This is a genomic window from uncultured Clostridium sp. (genome assembly GCF_947039605.1).
Classification (GTDB): Bacteria; Bacillota; Clostridia; order Clostridiales; family Clostridiaceae; genus Sarcina.
Window position 1 is genome coordinate 64,293 of record NZ_CAMQZG010000014.1, and the last position, 16,191, is coordinate 80,483.

General features: G+C 29.4%; 12 protein-coding genes. 9 read left to right on the forward strand and 3 right to left on the reverse strand.

The annotated features are described in order from the left end of the window. Positions 1-140: 140 nt before the first annotated feature. Entirely contained in the window at positions 141-2,678 is a 2,538-nt protein-coding gene (locus tag Q0V24_RS07130; protein WP_297519893.1) for a hypothetical protein, read from the forward strand. Between the two features lie 222 nt (positions 2,679-2,900). Here Q0V24_RS07130 and Q0V24_RS07135 read toward each other — a convergent pair whose 3' ends face one another. Further along, on the reverse strand, positions 2,901-4,901 hold the full coding sequence (locus Q0V24_RS07135) for a sigma 54-interacting transcriptional regulator (RefSeq protein WP_297519895.1): 2,001 nt from the start codon (positions 4,899-4,901) through the stop codon (positions 2,901-2,903). 451 nt (positions 4,902-5,352) lie between these two features. Between Q0V24_RS07135 and ptsP the strand changes: the two genes are divergently transcribed. The 6 genes from ptsP (at position 5,353) to Q0V24_RS07165 (ending at position 11,842) form a co-directional block, all read left to right on the forward strand. Then, positions 5,353-6,972 carry a phosphoenolpyruvate--protein phosphotransferase gene (gene ptsP / locus Q0V24_RS07140; RefSeq protein ID WP_297519897.1) on the forward strand — a complete coding sequence of 540 codons (1,620 nt, stop codon included), beginning with the start codon at positions 5,353-5,355 and terminating at the stop codon, positions 6,970-6,972. A 217-nt stretch (positions 6,973-7,189) separates the two neighbouring features. After that, entirely contained in the window at positions 7,190-7,963 is a 774-nt protein-coding gene (locus tag Q0V24_RS07145) for a YdcF family protein (RefSeq protein ID WP_297519899.1), read from the forward strand. A gap of 136 nt (positions 7,964-8,099) precedes the next feature. Further along, positions 8,100-9,341 (forward strand): tetratricopeptide repeat protein, encoded by a 1,242-nt coding sequence (locus Q0V24_RS07150; protein WP_297519901.1) that lies wholly within the window; start codon positions 8,100-8,102, stop codon positions 9,339-9,341. Positions 9,342-9,357: 16 nt separating this feature from the next. Next, the gene (iadA, locus tag Q0V24_RS07155; RefSeq protein ID WP_297519903.1) at positions 9,358-10,530 is read left to right on the forward strand and encodes a beta-aspartyl-peptidase; all 1,173 of its coding nucleotides are present in this window, start codon (positions 9,358-9,360) and stop codon (positions 10,528-10,530) included. Positions 10,531-10,634: 104 nt separating this feature from the next. Further along, entirely contained in the window at positions 10,635-10,946 is a 312-nt protein-coding gene (gene trxA, locus Q0V24_RS07160) for a thioredoxin (protein WP_297519905.1), read from the forward strand. 14 nt (positions 10,947-10,960) lie between these two features. Then, positions 10,961-11,842 (forward strand): NAD(P)/FAD-dependent oxidoreductase, encoded by an 882-nt coding sequence (locus Q0V24_RS07165; RefSeq protein WP_297519907.1) that lies wholly within the window; start codon positions 10,961-10,963, stop codon positions 11,840-11,842. A 42-nt stretch (positions 11,843-11,884) separates the two neighbouring features. Here Q0V24_RS07165 and Q0V24_RS07170 read toward each other — a convergent pair whose 3' ends face one another. Together Q0V24_RS07170 and Q0V24_RS07175 are read right to left on the reverse strand one after the other, a co-directional pair. Then, complete coding sequence (locus tag Q0V24_RS07170) at positions 11,885-12,505, reverse strand: cell wall hydrolase (RefSeq protein WP_297519909.1); 621 nt, start codon at positions 12,503-12,505, stop codon at positions 11,885-11,887. Positions 12,506-12,591: 86 nt separating this feature from the next. Then, complete coding sequence (locus Q0V24_RS07175) at positions 12,592-13,548, reverse strand: hypothetical protein (protein WP_297519911.1); 957 nt, start codon at positions 13,546-13,548, stop codon at positions 12,592-12,594. A gap of 150 nt (positions 13,549-13,698) precedes the next feature. Here Q0V24_RS07175 and cdaA point away from each other — a divergent pair, with 150 nt between their 5' ends. Together cdaA and Q0V24_RS07185 are read left to right on the forward strand one after the other, a co-directional pair. Then, positions 13,699-14,556 carry a diadenylate cyclase CdaA gene (gene cdaA, locus Q0V24_RS07180; RefSeq protein WP_297519917.1) on the forward strand — a complete coding sequence of 286 codons (858 nt, stop codon included), beginning with the start codon at positions 13,699-13,701 and terminating at the stop codon, positions 14,554-14,556. Next, complete coding sequence (locus tag Q0V24_RS07185) at positions 14,523-15,995, forward strand: CdaR family protein (RefSeq protein ID WP_297519913.1); 1,473 nt, start codon at positions 14,523-14,525, stop codon at positions 15,993-15,995. Before cdaA ends, Q0V24_RS07185 begins: the two co-directional genes overlap by 34 nt. Positions 15,996-16,191: the final 196 nt, after the last annotated feature.

The window sequence follows — 16,191 nt, forward strand, 5'->3', positions numbered from 1 at the left end:
TATTTGAAAGAAATTTCAATAACTTAGCTCTTTTTTTGTTTTAAATAATAGAATTTAGCACATTTTCATAAATATATAAATATAAATAAGTAGGGAGATTTTATATAAGTCACAACACTTAGAATAAGGAGTGTAATTAAATGGGTGTTTATAAAATAATTTATGATAAAGAGTCTAATAAAATTTATGAGGGAGAATGTGAGGGGCAGATAAGAGAGGGAAGAGGAAGTTTATATTATTCATCAGGTGTTATCAAGTATTTAGGTGAGTGGAAAAATGATAGTCCCGATGGAATTGGGGTTTTATTCTATGAAAATGGAGTCAAATTTTATGAGGGGAAGTGGGTGGCTGGAAGCGCTTGTGGACAGGGAGTTCTTTTTACGGAAAATGGAAGGCGTGAGTATGAAGGTCATTTTGAAGAAAGTAAAAAAAGTGGTGTTGGAATAATTTATTATGATGATGGTGCTAGTTATCAAGGTGAGTGGAAAGCTGATAGAAGAGATGGATTTGGGAGTTTATTTTATTCAACAGGGGAACTTCAATATAGAGGGATATGGTTAAATTCTGAAAAAAGTGGAAATGGAATGTTGTTAACTAAGGATGAGAGTTTGATATATCAAGGTGAATTTTTAAATGATATGAAAAATGGACTCGGGAGAAGTTATTACCCTAGTGGAAAAGTAGAATATGATGGACAGTGGAGCAAGGATGAAAAATCTGGTGAGGGGATTCTTTATGGAGAAAATGGTGAGAAATCATTTCAAGGATTTTTTGAAAATGGAAAGATAATAGAGACTAAAATTATAAAAAATGAAACACATAATGAAATTAAGGTAGAACATACAAAAGAGGAATCACTAGAGGAAATAGGTATTGATATATCTATCTTTAATAAAGAGGGGAATTCTATAATAGATGAAGATGATGGGGCGAGGTTTAAGTTTTTAAATGAAAATAATAATGAAATAACGAATGATGAATTCAATATAGAAAAAACTGATTTTGTTTATAATCAGTTTAGAGAAGGATATTTTGGTGAGGATAATGAGGCAATAGAGTTTGAAATTATTGATAAACAAGAGACAAGAAGTACAGTAGATGATTTAGAAGATTTAGAAGATTTAGATGTAAAAGAATCGGCAGAAGCAGATGAAGTAATTGATGAGAAAACTGTAAACTTTGTTATGAAAGAAGAGTTTGAGGAAGAAGTTTATGATGAAAAAGAAGATGAAATTATAAATATTAATGAAGAGATAGAATTAGATGTTGAAGTTGAACTAGAAGTTGATGTAGATACTCAAGTTCAGGAAATAGATGCAGAAGAAATAGAGGTTATAGCTAATGAAAATGTAAATATTGTAGCTAGTCGAGAAGCGGAAAATATTCAAATGCCTGAGAGTGAAATTAAGAATAAGGAAGTAGAAGAAAAAGAAAAAGAAGATGAGGCAACGGTAGAGGTTAGAATTGAAAATAATAAGGTTTATAAATATATAGAAATTGGCGACTATATATATAAAGGTGAGTTTAATGAAGGTGATAGAACTGGAATTTCTAGAGTATATTATAAAAACTTATTGAAGTATGATGGATTTATAAAAGGTGGAATATATGACGGAATAGGTAAGCTTTATGATATAAATGAAAAATTAGAGTATGAGGGATTATTTGAAGGTGGAAAAAGACATGGTAATGGGATAAGTTATGATTCTTTTGGAAATGTAATTTATAAAGGAAATTGGAAATATGATTTACAAGATGGTGATGGAGAACTTTTAAATAGTAATGGAGATAAAATTTATAAGGGAACATTTTATAAAGGTAAGGCACTAGGGCTTGGGGTTGCAATAGAGAGTGAGATTGATAGCATATTGTATTGTGAGTTAGAGTCAATGGTTGGATTAGAAGAGGTTAAAGATGAAGTTGCAAGACTTGTTAGCTTCCTTAAAATGCAGATATTAAGACAAAGAGTTTCATATAAAATTATGGATATTCCATATGTATTTACTTTTGAGGGAAATATAGGCGTTGGGAAAGAGGAGGTAGCAAGAATTCTTGGAAAGTTATATTATATTTTAGGTCTTATACCAGAATATAATTTTGTGCAAAGAGATTTACTTACAGCACTTGAGTATAGCCATGATGGAGATATAGAAAAATCTATGGATAATTTTGGTGGTGGAGTTTTGTATCTTAGTAATCTTTATCAAAATAATTATGATGACATAAATGAAGTTATTAAAAATAAGGTTTCAACAGAAAATGTGCTGGATTTAGTTGATTATAGTAATGGCCATTTTATTATAGTATTCTCAGGGGATGAGGAACTTATAGAAACCATGATTCATAACAAGAAAGAATTAGCAAAGTGTGTTGGAAAAAGCATAATATTCTTTGATTATACAGTCGATGAAATGATGGATTATATTTTAAGTCTTAGCATTGAAAAAGATTATATATTTTCTGAGGAATTAGTTAATAAACTTGAAACTTTTTTTACAGAAGTTCTTGAAAATGAAAAATATAATAATAGAAATAGTGAATTTATAAAAGAAATATTTACAGAACTTGTAAAAGAACAGTGTATAAGGATTGATACGTATGGAGTAACTGATATAGAGAATCTTAAAAAATTAGAAATTCAAGATTTTAAAAATATAGAAAATAAAATATGTTTTTAAAATAAACAAGAATTACTTAATGCTAAGGCGTTAAGTAATTTTTAAATAGTTTGCTGCTTTTATTTGTTTTAAAGGGATAAAAAGGATTTTGGATGTTTTAGTAGAAGATATACATATAATTAAGGAACTAGAGAGTTAAAATTAAGATATTTATATGAGGGAGAGGAATACGTGGATAACAAATATGTGGATAACTTTTCCAAAATGTTATCCACAATTTTTTTATTTAACTCTAGCAATATCATATTTTTGGCATTTTAAGGATATTGTTCTGTGTGTAAGCCCAAGAGCTTTACCAGCTTTATTAAAAGTTTTATATTTTTTCATTGCGGCAACAATGATTTTCTTTTCGTATTCTTCAAAGGGAAGAATATTATCTGTATCAAGTTCTAGAATATCTAAATCTTTTGAATCTGATGGAATTATATATGGAGGAAAATCAACAACTTTTATAATATTATCATTACAAAGATTTAATGCCCTTTCAATTATGTTTTCAAGTTCTCTTATGTTCCCAGGGAAGTTGTAGCTTTCTAATACATTTAAAGCTTTAAAATCAATGCTTATTATATTAGTAGAAAGTTTTTTGTTAAGTTTATCTATAAAATGATTTATAAGTATAGGTAAATCAGTTTTTCTTTCTCTAAGAGGAGGTAGACTTACTGTTAGCACATTTAATCTATAGAATAAATCTTCTCTAAATTTATTAGTTAGCATCATTTCTTCAAGGTTTCTATTAGTTGCAGCAATTACTCTGACATCTATTTTTTTAGGATGCAAAGCACCAATTCTTTCAATTTCCATTTCTTGAAGAACTCTTAAAAGTTTAACTTGCATAGACATTGGCATATCACCAATTTCATCAAGAAAGATTGTACCACCATCAGCTATTTCAAATTTACCAGGTTTAGCTTTTGAAGCACCTGTAAATGAACCTTTTTCATATCCAAACAGTTCACTTTCTAATAGGTTTTCTGGAATGGCAGCACAGTTTACTCTAACAAAAGGCATATTTTGTCTTTTACTTTCATTATGGATAAACTTTGCTATAAGCTCTTTACCAGTACCACTCTCACCTCTCACTAAAACTGTAGAGGTGCTTTTAGCACCTTTTTCACAGATATACATTATATCCTTTAAACTAGTTGTAGCACCAATTATATTATTAGAAGAAGAATTTACGCTTTTTAAAAATTCTTCTTTATAAAAATTAAGTTCTTCCTCTGAACGTTCTAGTTTATCTATAAGTCCTTTAAGTTCGTTAACAGGTTTAGAAGTAGAGATAATTCCTTTGAATTTTCCATCTATAAATATAGGATCAATTTTACTTATAATATCAATTCCATTTTTAGAGTGTAAAACATTTTTCATAGATTCTTTAGATTTAAAACATTTAGCTCTAAGTCCTTTAGGAGAAAGTGTGAAGATGTCCTTACCAATAATTTTCTCACCATTTTTTAATAATGTGTTTGTATAAGTTGGATTAACATAATTTATTTTTCCAGACTCATCTACAAAACAAATTAGTTCACTAGAGTTTTCTAGTATCTTAGTGAATTTTTCATTTATTTCCTTAAGTCCTACCATATCAGATATATCTTGAATAACAGATATTGCACCTATAAGTTCTCCGTGAGAAAAGATGGGGGAACGGTTAACAATAGTTGTTTTATTATTTATGTAGAGGATTTTTCCCATTTCTTTTGATTTAGTTAGTAGCGTATCGGCAAGTTCAGAATTTGGAATTAGTTTTTTTATAGGTTGTCCAAGGGTTTGATATATACTTTTTTCAAGAAGATTTAAAGCATATGAGTTTATTTTAGTTATATTATTATGAATATCTATAGCTATAATGCCAACAGGGAGTTCATCAAGAACTTGTTCGTTTGCAATATTTGATTCATCAATAAATCCATCAATTTCAGGTGTAACCTCTATTGAAGAGTTTATATTAGTTTCTATGTAATCAAGTAGTGTACCAATTGCAAGTTTTCCAATCATGCCACTTTCCTTACATCCAAAACTTACAATATCATTTTTACTTAATTTTAAAGCTAGAATTCCAAGCATACTTACACCTAGCCAATCTGTATAGTCTTCTTTTTTTATAAAAATATTTAATTTATACTTTGATTTAATTTCTGCTGCTTTATTTACAATCATTGCAGCAAAACGAGTATGAATTCCTGATGGAACTTTAATTTTTAGACTTTGATTATACATAATAAAACTCCTTTATTAATAAAGTATTGATAAAAAATATCAATAAATATATTATATGATATTTTTTATCAATTTTACATAGTTTTCTTGATAAAAAATATCAGAAATAAATAAAAGACATTTAAATTTATATATTCAAACATATAAGTAATTTTAAAAAAGTAAAAAATTATAATAAAATAAAAAAGTAAACATATAATATACAGTTACTTGAAAATATGTGACTGCAAATGAGAAGAAATTGTAAATAATTTAAATAAATTTGTAACTGTCACAAAGTTGGCATGGAAATTGCTAATAATTAAAGTATAGAGAAAATGAATTACTATCAAGCCTAAGATTTTCTTGGTAAACTTGGTAAAGATGTAATAAAATTAAATTATAAAAAAACAGTTTAGAGTTTTAAATAAATGAAAATAAAGAAATGGTTTAAATTTAAGGAGGATATGAAATGATGAAAGGTATTGCAGCATCAAAAGGATACGCTATAGGAACAGTTTTAATACAAAAGCACGAGGAAATAATAATAACAGATGAGAAAATTACTGATATAGTAGCTGAAAAAGCTAAACTTGCTAGTGCATTAGAGGCTTCTAAAGAGCAGTTAACAACAATTAAAGCTAAAGCAGCACAGTCAATGGGGGAAGAAGAAGCAGAAGTTTTTGAAGCTCACATTACATTATTAGATGATCCAGAATTCGCAGGAGCTATGGATATGGCTATTGAAACAGAGCAATTAAATGCTATGAAAGCAGTTGAGAATACAAGAAATACATTCGTTATGATATTTGAATCAATGGACAATGCTTATATGAGAGAAAGAGCAGCTGACCTTAAAGACGTTTCAAATAGAATCATTGCTAACATCGCTGGTGTTGCTGTTAACCCATTTGAAAATGCTAAAGAGAATACAGTAGTAGTAGCTCATGATTTAACACCATCAGATACAGCTCAATTAGATAGAAGTAAAGTTGTAGGATTCCTTACAAACATTGGAGGAAGAACTTCACACTCAGCTATCATGGCTAGAACACTTGAAATACCAGCTATTGTTGGTCTTGGAAATGTAACAGAGTCAGTTAATGATGGAGATGTAGTAATTCTTGATGGATTAGAAGGAATTATGATAGTGAATCCTTCAGAGGATATTATTGCAGAGTATATTGCTAAAAAAGAAAGTTTTACAGCAGAGCAAGAAGAACTAAAGAAATTAATAGATGTTAAAACAATAACTAGATCAGGTAAGAGAATCGAAGTTTGTGGAAACATTGGTAAGCCAGAAGATGTAGATCAAGTTATGGCTAATGGTGGAGATGGAGTTGGATTATTTAGAACTGAATTCTTATACATGGATAGAGAAAGTGCTCCAACAGAAGACGAGCAATTTGAATCATATAAGTATGTTTTAGAAAAAACTGAAGGTAGACAAGTTGTTATAAGAACACTTGATATCGGAGGAGATAAAACACTTCCTTACTTACCATTACCAGAAGAAATGAACCCATTCTTAGGATATAGAGCTATCAGATTATGTCTTGATAGAAAAGAAATATTCAAGGTTCAATTAAGAGCTTTATTAAGAGCTTCAGTATACGGTAAACTTGCAGTAATGTTCCCTATGATTTCAGGAATTCAAGAGTTTGAGCAAGCAAGAGAAGTAGCAGAAGAATGTAAAGCAGAATTAATAGCAGAAGGAATAACAATATCAGATAGCATCCAATGGGGTATTATGATAGAAATTCCAGCAGCAGCAGTTATGGCTGATGAACTTGCTAAATCAGTAGATTTCTTCTCAATCGGAACAAATGACTTAATCCAATATACACTTGCAGCAGATAGAATGAGTGAGAAGGTTTCATACCTTTATAACCCAATGCACCCAGCTGTATTAAGATTAATAAAAATGACAATTGATGGAGCACACAAACACGGTAAGTGGGTTGGAATGTGTGGAGAGATGGCTGGAGATGAAGTAGCTATCGCAACATTAGTAGAGTATGGTTTAGATGAATTCTCAATGAGTGCATCATCAATGCTTGGGGCTAAGAAAATAATAATGGAACAAAAGTAATTTAAATTACTTTATAAATAGGGCTAATTTAGTTTAAAACTAAATTAGCCTTTTTTTATAATGATTTAAAGGGGATACAAGTATTTTTAGTATGCCCGAAAAATGAAGAAAATAGCAAATTTTAATGAAATTTTCAGGAAATCGACAAAAAACAACAAAAGAGAAAAGCCTAGCATGATAATATAAATATATTAAATTATGTGTAAGGGTGAAGTAAATGAAGGTTACAAAAATTTTAGTGGTAAGTATAGCATTTTTAGTGTATTATCTTTTTCTAGTGATAGGACTTGGAGTATCAATTATAAATTCTGTGTTTTTAGTAGCAGGATTAATACTTTTTTGGTTATATTTTTTAGATATAAGGTATGAAGAAAGAAGAAATCGAGATATATATTTGAAATGGAGAAAAGGCATTTTAGTTTTATTTGGAATTACTACAACTTTTTTTGTAGTAGTAAATGGAGCTATGCTTATAATTGCAATGGATAAAAATTATGAAAAAACAGATGTAGTAATGGTTTTAGGGGCAGGGCTAGATGGAGATAAAGTTTCTAAAACACTTAAAACAAGGCTTGATGGAGCAATAGATTATGTATCTAAAGAAGATGGATATAATTTTATTATAGTATCAGGTGGACAGGGCCATGATGAATTAATCTCAGAGGCAGAGGCTATGAGAAGATATTTAGTTGATGCAGGAATACCTAATGAGAGAATTGTATTAGAAGATAAATCAACTTCAACTTTTGAAAATTTTAAATTTTCAAGAAGTATCATAGAAGAAAATACAAAGAAAGATATAGATACTTTAAATGTGAAAGTATTTACTAATGGTTTTCATTGTTTAAGAAGTTATTTCTTAGGTAAGAGACTTGGGTATGGAGAACTTAGTACATTTGGTACTAGTACACCACCCTCACTTACACCTTATTATTATTTTAGAGAAGTATTTGCACTTGCAAAGTCTATAGTTTTTGATAAAGAGAGTTAAGATTTTTAAAATCTTAGCTCTTTTTTTGTTGAAATAAAAAACAAATAGTTAAATTTTAGAAAAAAATAAAAATAATTACCATAACTTGGTATAATATTTTTAGTGGAATATTTAAAAAAATTATGAGGTGGAAGAAATGAGTGAATCAAGAAAGTTCTATAACAGGGGAGTTAAGAATTTTCATAATGGAGATTTAGAAAAAGCAATTGCTAATTTAGATATTGCTATTTCTCATGATATGAAAAATTCAGCAGCTTTAAATTTAAGGGGAATTATTTATTATATAAAAGGGCAAACAGAAAAGGCAATTGCAAGTTGGCAGATAAATGTTGATTTTAATGATGATAGTATAGCACAAGGGCATATTGACTCATTTGAACAGGATGAGGTTAATATTCATAGGTATGGTGAAGCTTTAAAGCTTATGAAAAAGGGCGATTTTTTAGGAACAATAGAAATTCTAGAGCTTGCAACTTATAGTGATTTTAACTTTATGAATGTTAGAAATGCACTAGCTTTTTGTTATACAAAAGAAATGGACTATGATAAAGCTAAAAATAATATAGATTTAGTTTTAGAAAAGGATAGAAATAATATTGTAGCAAAAGAACAACGTCAAGTAATAAAGAAAGATACGGGATTATATACAGGCATGGGAAAAAAGAAAATTATAGCTTTAGTAGCATTTATAGCTGTGGTTTTAGTTGGGGGAATGTCATTTAGGGATAATCCAAAGAAGATATCTACAGATGACAAGGAGAATATAGCTAGCTTAGTAGTAGATAAAAATGAAGAGAATAAAGAGAAAGATAAATCAAGTGATGATTTAGAAGAAGATATAGTTACTACTAACAATAAGACAATAGATATTGATAAAGTTAATAATGCTTTAAAGAATAAGAATTTCACTATGCTAGGAGAAAGTCTTTTAGAAGCTGATATAGAAGGGCTTAGTGAGCTAGAGTTAAGTGTTGTCAAAGAGGCAAAAGCACTTATGGCGACAGAGGGGATGCAATATTTTTATAAAAGTGGAACAAGTGAATTTAATGCAAAGAATTTTGGGGAAGCTAAAGATATGTTCTTAAAAGCTTTGGATTATTCTAAGGGAACTTATTTAGATGCTCATATTACTTATATGTTATCAGTAACTTGTGAAACTTTAGGGGATAACAAGGAAGCTATAAAATATTATGAGAAATATGAATCTACTGATTATGAGGAAAAAGGTAGTTATACAGAAGAAGTTTTATATAAGCTAGCTATTCTAAATGAGAAGGAAGGTAATAGCAATAGTAAAGAGTTTGCAAATAAACTAGTGAGTGAATATCCTAGTTCTATATACAATAATGATAATATCAAAGCTATTTTAAATAATTAAAGTAGGAGTGATGCAAATGATAAAAATTATTAAAGGTGCAAAGGTTTATGCACCAGAATATTTAGGTGTAAAAGATATAGTTATAGCTAATAATAAAATTGAGGGTATCTATGATGATTTGAAAATTCCTGTGGATTTTTTAGATATAGATGTAATTCCAGCAATGGGTAAAATAGTTGTACCTGGTTTTGTTGATTCTCATGTTCATATTATTGGAGGTGGAGGAGAAGGTAGTTTTAGAACTAGAACTCCAGAAATTTCAATTAGCTCACTTATAGAGGCTGGAATAACTAGTGTTGTTGGTTGTATAGGGACTGATAGTGTATGCAGGGATATGAGAACACTAATTGCGAAAGTTTATGCTTTAGAGGAAGAGGGGATGAGTGCTTATTGCTATACAGGTTCATATGAGGTCCCAATTAGAAAAGTACTTACTCATTCGGTTAAAGAGGATATTGTTCTTGTAGATAAGATTATAGGTGTTGGAGAGATAGCATTATCTGATCACAGAAGCTCACAGGGAACATATCAAGATTTTTTAAGTGTTATAGCAGATGCTAGAGTTGGAGGCCTTTTATCAGGCAAAGGTGGAGTTGTTAATGTTCATCTTGGTGCAGGTGCTAGGATGATGAATTATATCTTTAAAATGATAGATGAGAGTGAAGTTCCAGCAGAACAGTTATTACCAACTCATGTTAATAGAAGTACAAAGCTTATGAATGAAGGATTAAAGTTAATTAAAAAGGGGGGATATGTTGATTTAACAACATCATCTAACCCAGAGTTTCTTAATGAGGATGAATTTAGAGCAGGCGAGGGTTTGAAATATTTACTTGATAAAGGTGCATGCATTGATAAGATTACATTTTCTTCTGATGGAAATGGAAGTATGCCAGTTTTTGATGAGAAAGGAAATCTTATGGGACTTGGAATTGGTTTAGTTGGTACATTATTAAGAGAAGTAAAATACTCTATTAAAAGAGGAATTGGTATAGAAGATGCTATAAAGGTAATAACATCAAATCCTGCTAAAGTTTTAGGACTAAAAGCTAAAGGGCGAATAGCAATTGGAATGGATGCAGATATAGTTATTTTAGAAAAAGAATCTCTTGATGTAGATACAGTTTTTGCAATGGGTAAAGCTGTTAGAATAAATGGAAAAAACATTGTAAAAGGAACATTTGAGTAAATTATATGACATATACTAATTTAACTTAATTAATATATTATGGTAAAATGATAATATGAAACTAAAATACCCTTTTTAAAAAGGGATGATTTGGAGGTAATGAAATGGTAAAACGTATAACAGATGATTTTAATGCAGAAGTATTAGAAAAAGAAGGTATTGTTCTTGTTGATTTTTGGGCTGAGTGGTGTGGACCATGTAAAATGTTAGGACCTGTAATAGATGAATTAGCAAAAGAAGTAGATGGTGTTAGCTTTACAAAACTTAACGTTGATGAAAATGGAAAGATAGCTATGGATTATAAGGTACAAAGTATTCCAACAGTTATGATTTTTAAAGATGGTGAGCTTCAAGAAAAAATTATAGGATTTAAGCCTAAAGCTGAATTAATAGAAGTATTAGCAAAATATAACTAATAAAGGGGAAAGTTATGAGTAATCAGGGTAGATTTGATATTGCAATAATTGGTAGTGGCCCTGCAGGACTTTCAGCTGCACTTAATGCAAAAATAAGAAATAAAAAATTTATTATTTTTGGTAGCAAAAATTTAAGTGCTAAAATAGAAAAAGCACCTAAGATAGATAATTACTTAGGGTTCTTTGGAATGACAGGAAAAGAAATTGGAGATAAGTTCAAAGAACATATAGCTTCTATGGATATTGAAATTACTGAAAAAAGGATAGACAGTGTCTATGCTATGGGAAATTACTTTGCTCTAATGTCTAATAATGAAACTATAGAAGCAACATCAGTTATTATAGCCTCAGGGATAGAATATACTAAGCCTATAAAGGGTGAGGAAGAGTTTCTTGGAAGAGGTGTAGGGTACTGTGCAACTTGTGACGCTCCTTTGTATAAGGAAAAAATAGTTTCAATAGTTGGATATAATAAAGAAGCTGAGGAGGAAGCAGAGTTTGTATCAGAACTTGCTTCAAAAGTTTATTATATACCAATGTATAAGACAGATTTTTCTGGAAATGAAAAAATAGAAATAATAAATAGCAGACCTGTAGAAGTACAGGGAGCTTTTAAAGCTAATAAGCTAATATTAAAAGATAGAGAACTTGAAACAGATGGTATATTCTTCTTAAAAGATTCAATATCACCAGGACAATTAGTTCCAGGACTAAAAATTGAAAATGGCCATATTGAAGTAGATAGAACTATGAAGACAAATATTAAGGGATGTTTTGCAGCTGGGGATTGTGTTGGTAAGCCTTATCAATATATTAAAGCAGCTGGCGAAGGGAATATAGCTGCCCTTAGTGCAGCTTCATACTTAGCTAATCTTGATAAAGAAAATAGCAAATAAAAAACAGGAGGAATATTTCCTCCTGTTTTTTTCTTTGAAATTTTAAACTTCAAAGAATACATGTCGTCCAATATTTTGGACATTCTTTTTTTGTATACCATGCATCCAGTTACATGTTGCTATATCCGGATTATAAAAATATAATGCCTTATTGGTAGGATCGTTCCCTTTTATAGCCTCCATAACTGCATTGTAGCTATCACTATTTGGTATGGCATTTACATTGCCATTACGAACACAAGAAAATGCATTCCTTTGAGTTATGACACCAGAAATCGAATTAGGAAAATTGGGGTCTATAACTCTATTAAGAATAACTGAAGCAACTGCGACTTTTCCTTGATAAGGTTCACCTTTGCTTTCAGCGTGGACTACTTTAGCCATAAAATCTATATCTGCTTTAGAAATATTAAGAGCGGACCCTCCTTGTTTAAATACTTGAAGAGTTGGCTCACTTTCTAGATATAAATCCTTGGCAAGGCTAACTGGTGCAGTAAATGCACTATCAATAACCTCGAGTGTAGATGTTATATTTATATTTTGTTGATTTCTTTCTAAGTTAGTAAGTTCAATTTCTTGTGAGTTAGCCATGGGACTAACTAAATTAGTGATTAATATTAAGCTACAGGTTAATACAAAAGTGAAAAAACAATTTTTTTTCATAAAACCTCCTTGTTGTAACTCCGTACCTTGTGTATTCTATCCCAAAAAGAAAGTTTTCATACATATTCTTAAAAAGAGTAATAGTATCAGTTGAATTTAGTTGATGTTTCTAGGTATTTAATAATATTAGTATTCACATCTTTATAACTATCCTGAGCTTTTTTAAAATGTTCTTTAGTAGATGATTCGTTTATTTCATGAATAACATAATTTCTAATGTCATGGATATAAGTATCATATTTTTTAAATACTTCTTTTAAGGCTAAAAATAGATTGTTGTAGCCATCTGGAATCGACATGGAATGCAGTTCGATATTTAAGTCATTAAAAATCTCTATTTTTTCATTTATATTAGTTAAGACAGAATTTAAATTTCTTCCATCTTCTTTTACAAGATTAATTATTAAAAATAAATCTTCGTTAAGTGGTGTAAGTTTTGTATAAACTAAATCTATACTCGTTTTAAATGTTGTTGTTTGAGATGTATGGATATTTTTATCTCTATTAATTTTAATCATTTCATTCATATAAGATGATGCTAGTGCTAAAAGATTATTATTTTCAATAATATTTAATTTTAATGGAATTTGTAAGTCTTTAGTTAAAAGTAAGCTTTTTTCAAGTGAACCTTTAGATTTTAGGACATTATTACTATTTTCAATAATGTATTCACTTTCTATATTTTCAAGAAAATAAATAATTTTATCATAAAAATCTATATTTTTATCAATAATATCTAAAAGGGCTTTTTTATGTTCAGTAAAATCAGTAGAAGTTTCAAGTGAGGTAAGTTCAGATTTTATTGCAGTTAGGTCAGATATAGATTTTTTAAATTCAGATACAAAAGTAGTAGAATTTAGTTCTGTAGTAGTCATTTTTTTGTTGTTTACAAAATTTATTTCATTAGCAAGTTTTGTGATTGTATCAAAAGTTTTAGGTGCAGTTAGTATATTAAAAATTATAGTGATGAAAATACTAATTACTACTAGAAAACTTATTGTAAATGGGCTTGAAATAAACTTTGTTATTTTTTCTTTATTCATTTAGACCTCCTATGTAAAGTATTTAGTTAAATATATGTAGTAAGATTAAATTACATTACAAGAAATTATGTAAATATGGGTAAGTCTATATATTTTAAAAATAAATTTTGGTGTATAATTATAGTCAAGAGCGTAAAGAAGGTGAATATGATGCAGGATTTCCAATTGATAGTTGCAAGTATAAAAAATAGTATGTCGATATGGGCTATAATAGATATACTTGTTGTTGCCTTTATATTTTATAAAGGATACAAATTAATCCAAGAAACTAGAGCAGAACAACTTTTAAAAGGTATTTTGCTTATATTTTTATTAATTCCTATAAGTCATTTTTTAAGGTTAAATATGCTTAATTTTATCCTTACAAAAACACTTACAATAGGACTTTTATCTATGGTTATTATTTTTCAACCAGAGATTAGAAAGGCACTTGAACATATAGGAAGTAGCACATTTAATGATTTACACATAGTAGATAATGATGAGGAATTAGAAAAGTTAGTTGATGAAATTGTTGAGGCTATAAATAATATGGCAGCAGAAAAAACAGGTGCATTGATTGCTATTGAACAAAAAATAGGGTTAGATGAGTACATAAAAACAGGAACGCAAATTGATGCGTTAATAAGTGACTCTCTACTTGAAAATATATTTGTGAAAAACACCCCCCTTCATGATGGGGCTATGATTATAAGTTATGATAGGATTGTTGCGGCAGGGTGTGTACTACCACTTAGTAGTAATTCTAATATAAGCAAACTTTTAGGAACAAGACATAGAGCAGCAATAGGTCTTTCAGAGGTTTCAGATGCCCTTGTACTTATAGTTTCAGAAGAAACAGGGAATATTTCGCTAGCTGTAAAAGGTAGACTTACAAAGAATTATGACAGTAAAAAGCTTAAAAATGTACTTTTGAAAATATTGAAAAATAGAAGAGATAAAGAAGATAAGTCAATTAAAGGCAGGGTAGGAGAATGGTTAAGAAAGTTAAAAATAAAGAAATATTAATAAAAGTTCTATGTTTATTAGTTTCATTTGGCTTGTGGCTTTATATTAATAATATAGAGAATCCAGTTAGTGAGAGAGTTATAACTAATATACCAGTTGAGATATTAAATACTCAGGTTCTTGCAGAGGATGGATTAGCACTTTCTCCAAATCAAAATGTTTCAATAAGTTTAACAGTTTCAGGACCGACAGGGGATATTTATAAAATTAATAAATCACAATTTAGAATAGTTGCAGATCTTGTTTCTTATGGGCTTAAACCAGGAGAAAATAATATTCCAATTAATATTTTAAATTCTCCAAGTGGGGTTAATGTGAAAAATAATTACCCTAGAGCTGAGATTAATTTAGAAAATTTACAGAAAAAAACAATGCCAATATATTCAGAAATTAATGTGAAGAATTCAACAGGGACTTATGTGAAAAATGTTAAAATAAGTCCATTGTCAGCAACAGTTGAAGGCGCTGAAAGTTTAGTTACAGAGGTTTCAAAATTGGTTGTACAAGGTGAAGTAAAAGAGATTAACCAATCAACTGTTTTAAACCTTCCAATAGTTGCAGTTAACTCATCGGGAGTTGCAATTAAAGGGGTGAAAATAACTCCAACACAGGCTGATGTTGCGATAAATTTAGAGCAGGGAAGGGCGGTTCCAATAAAAGTTACAACTGAGGGGACACTTCCAACGAATTTAACATTAAAGAGTATAACTCCAAGTATTAATTCAGTAGATATAGTAGGAACAGATTCTGATAAAATTGCAGCACTTTCTACTACCCCAATAGATTTATCAAAAATAACAGGAAATGCTACTATACCAGTTACAATAACAGTTCCACCAGGTATAGTGAATATATCAGGAAAGGAAACTGTGAATGTGAATGTTGTAGTTGCAAATAATATAGCTAGTAAGAATCTATCATTGCCAATAAAGATAATTGGTCAAAAAGAAGGATACTCTTATAAAATTGCAAAAAATACTGCTGAGGTTACATTTACGGGTGCTCCACAAATAATAGATACTTTAGATATAAGTAAATTAAGTTGTCAAATTGATGTAGCAACCTTAGAAAAAACAGGAATTGTTCCAATATCTGTGATTGGGCAAGCATTAGATGGAGTCACAATTAAAATTAACCCAGCAACGATACAAGTTGATGTGGCTAAAGATGAAGTGAAACCACCTATAGTAGAAGATTCTGGCAATACAGAAAATCCAGTGATAAAGCCAGATGATGTTCAAAAACCAGTGGAAAATGCTGATACAAAACCAAAGCCAATAGCAAGTGCTAAAAAAGAAGATTCTAGTAAGCCTAATAATACAAATGTAGATTCTAGTAGTAATAAAAAAACAAATGTAGATTCTAGTAGTAATACTAATAAAATACCACCAGTACAATTAGATACTACAAAGACTACTGATGAGAATAAATCTAAATAATATAAATATCCTTGAAATTAAAAAAATTTCAAGGATATTTTTTTAGAATCATAAAAGATGTTATAATAATAAACAGGTTATATAAATAATAAAAATTTCAGGAGCAAAACAATATACAGATAAATGTGTTTAAATATGTTGATATATACTCAAAGGAGTTGATTGACATAAACACGAATAATATAACAAATTATAA

Excerpts from the sequence above, each read along its gene's own strand:
- Q0V24_RS07130 (WP_297519893.1), top strand. The coding sequence starts at position 141 with ATGGGTGTTTATAAAATAATTTATGATAAAGAGTCTAATAAAATTTAT.
- cdaA (WP_297519917.1), top strand. The coding sequence starts at position 13,699 with ATGCAGGATTTCCAATTGATAGTTGCAAGTATAAAAAATAGTATGTCG.
- iadA (WP_297519903.1), top strand. The coding sequence starts at position 9,358 with ATGATAAAAATTATTAAAGGTGCAAAGGTTTATGCACCAGAATATTTA.
- Q0V24_RS07150 (WP_297519901.1), top strand. The coding sequence starts at position 8,100 with ATGAGTGAATCAAGAAAGTTCTATAACAGGGGAGTTAAGAATTTTCAT.
- Q0V24_RS07170 (WP_297519909.1), bottom strand. The coding sequence starts at position 12,505 with ATGAAAAAAAATTGTTTTTTCACTTTTGTATTAACCTGTAGCTTAATA.
- ptsP (WP_297519897.1), top strand. The coding sequence starts at position 5,353 with ATGATGAAAGGTATTGCAGCATCAAAAGGATACGCTATAGGAACAGTT.
- Q0V24_RS07135 (WP_297519895.1), bottom strand. The coding sequence starts at position 4,901 with ATGTATAATCAAAGTCTAAAAATTAAAGTTCCATCAGGAATTCATACT.
- trxA (WP_297519905.1), top strand. The coding sequence starts at position 10,635 with ATGGTAAAACGTATAACAGATGATTTTAATGCAGAAGTATTAGAAAAA.
- Q0V24_RS07175 (WP_297519911.1), bottom strand. The coding sequence starts at position 13,548 with ATGAATAAAGAAAAAATAACAAAGTTTATTTCAAGCCCATTTACAATA.
- Q0V24_RS07185 (WP_297519913.1), top strand. The coding sequence starts at position 14,523 with ATGGTTAAGAAAGTTAAAAATAAAGAAATATTAATAAAAGTTCTATGT.
- Q0V24_RS07165 (WP_297519907.1), top strand. The coding sequence starts at position 10,961 with ATGAGTAATCAGGGTAGATTTGATATTGCAATAATTGGTAGTGGCCCT.
- Q0V24_RS07145 (WP_297519899.1), top strand. The coding sequence starts at position 7,190 with ATGAAGGTTACAAAAATTTTAGTGGTAAGTATAGCATTTTTAGTGTAT.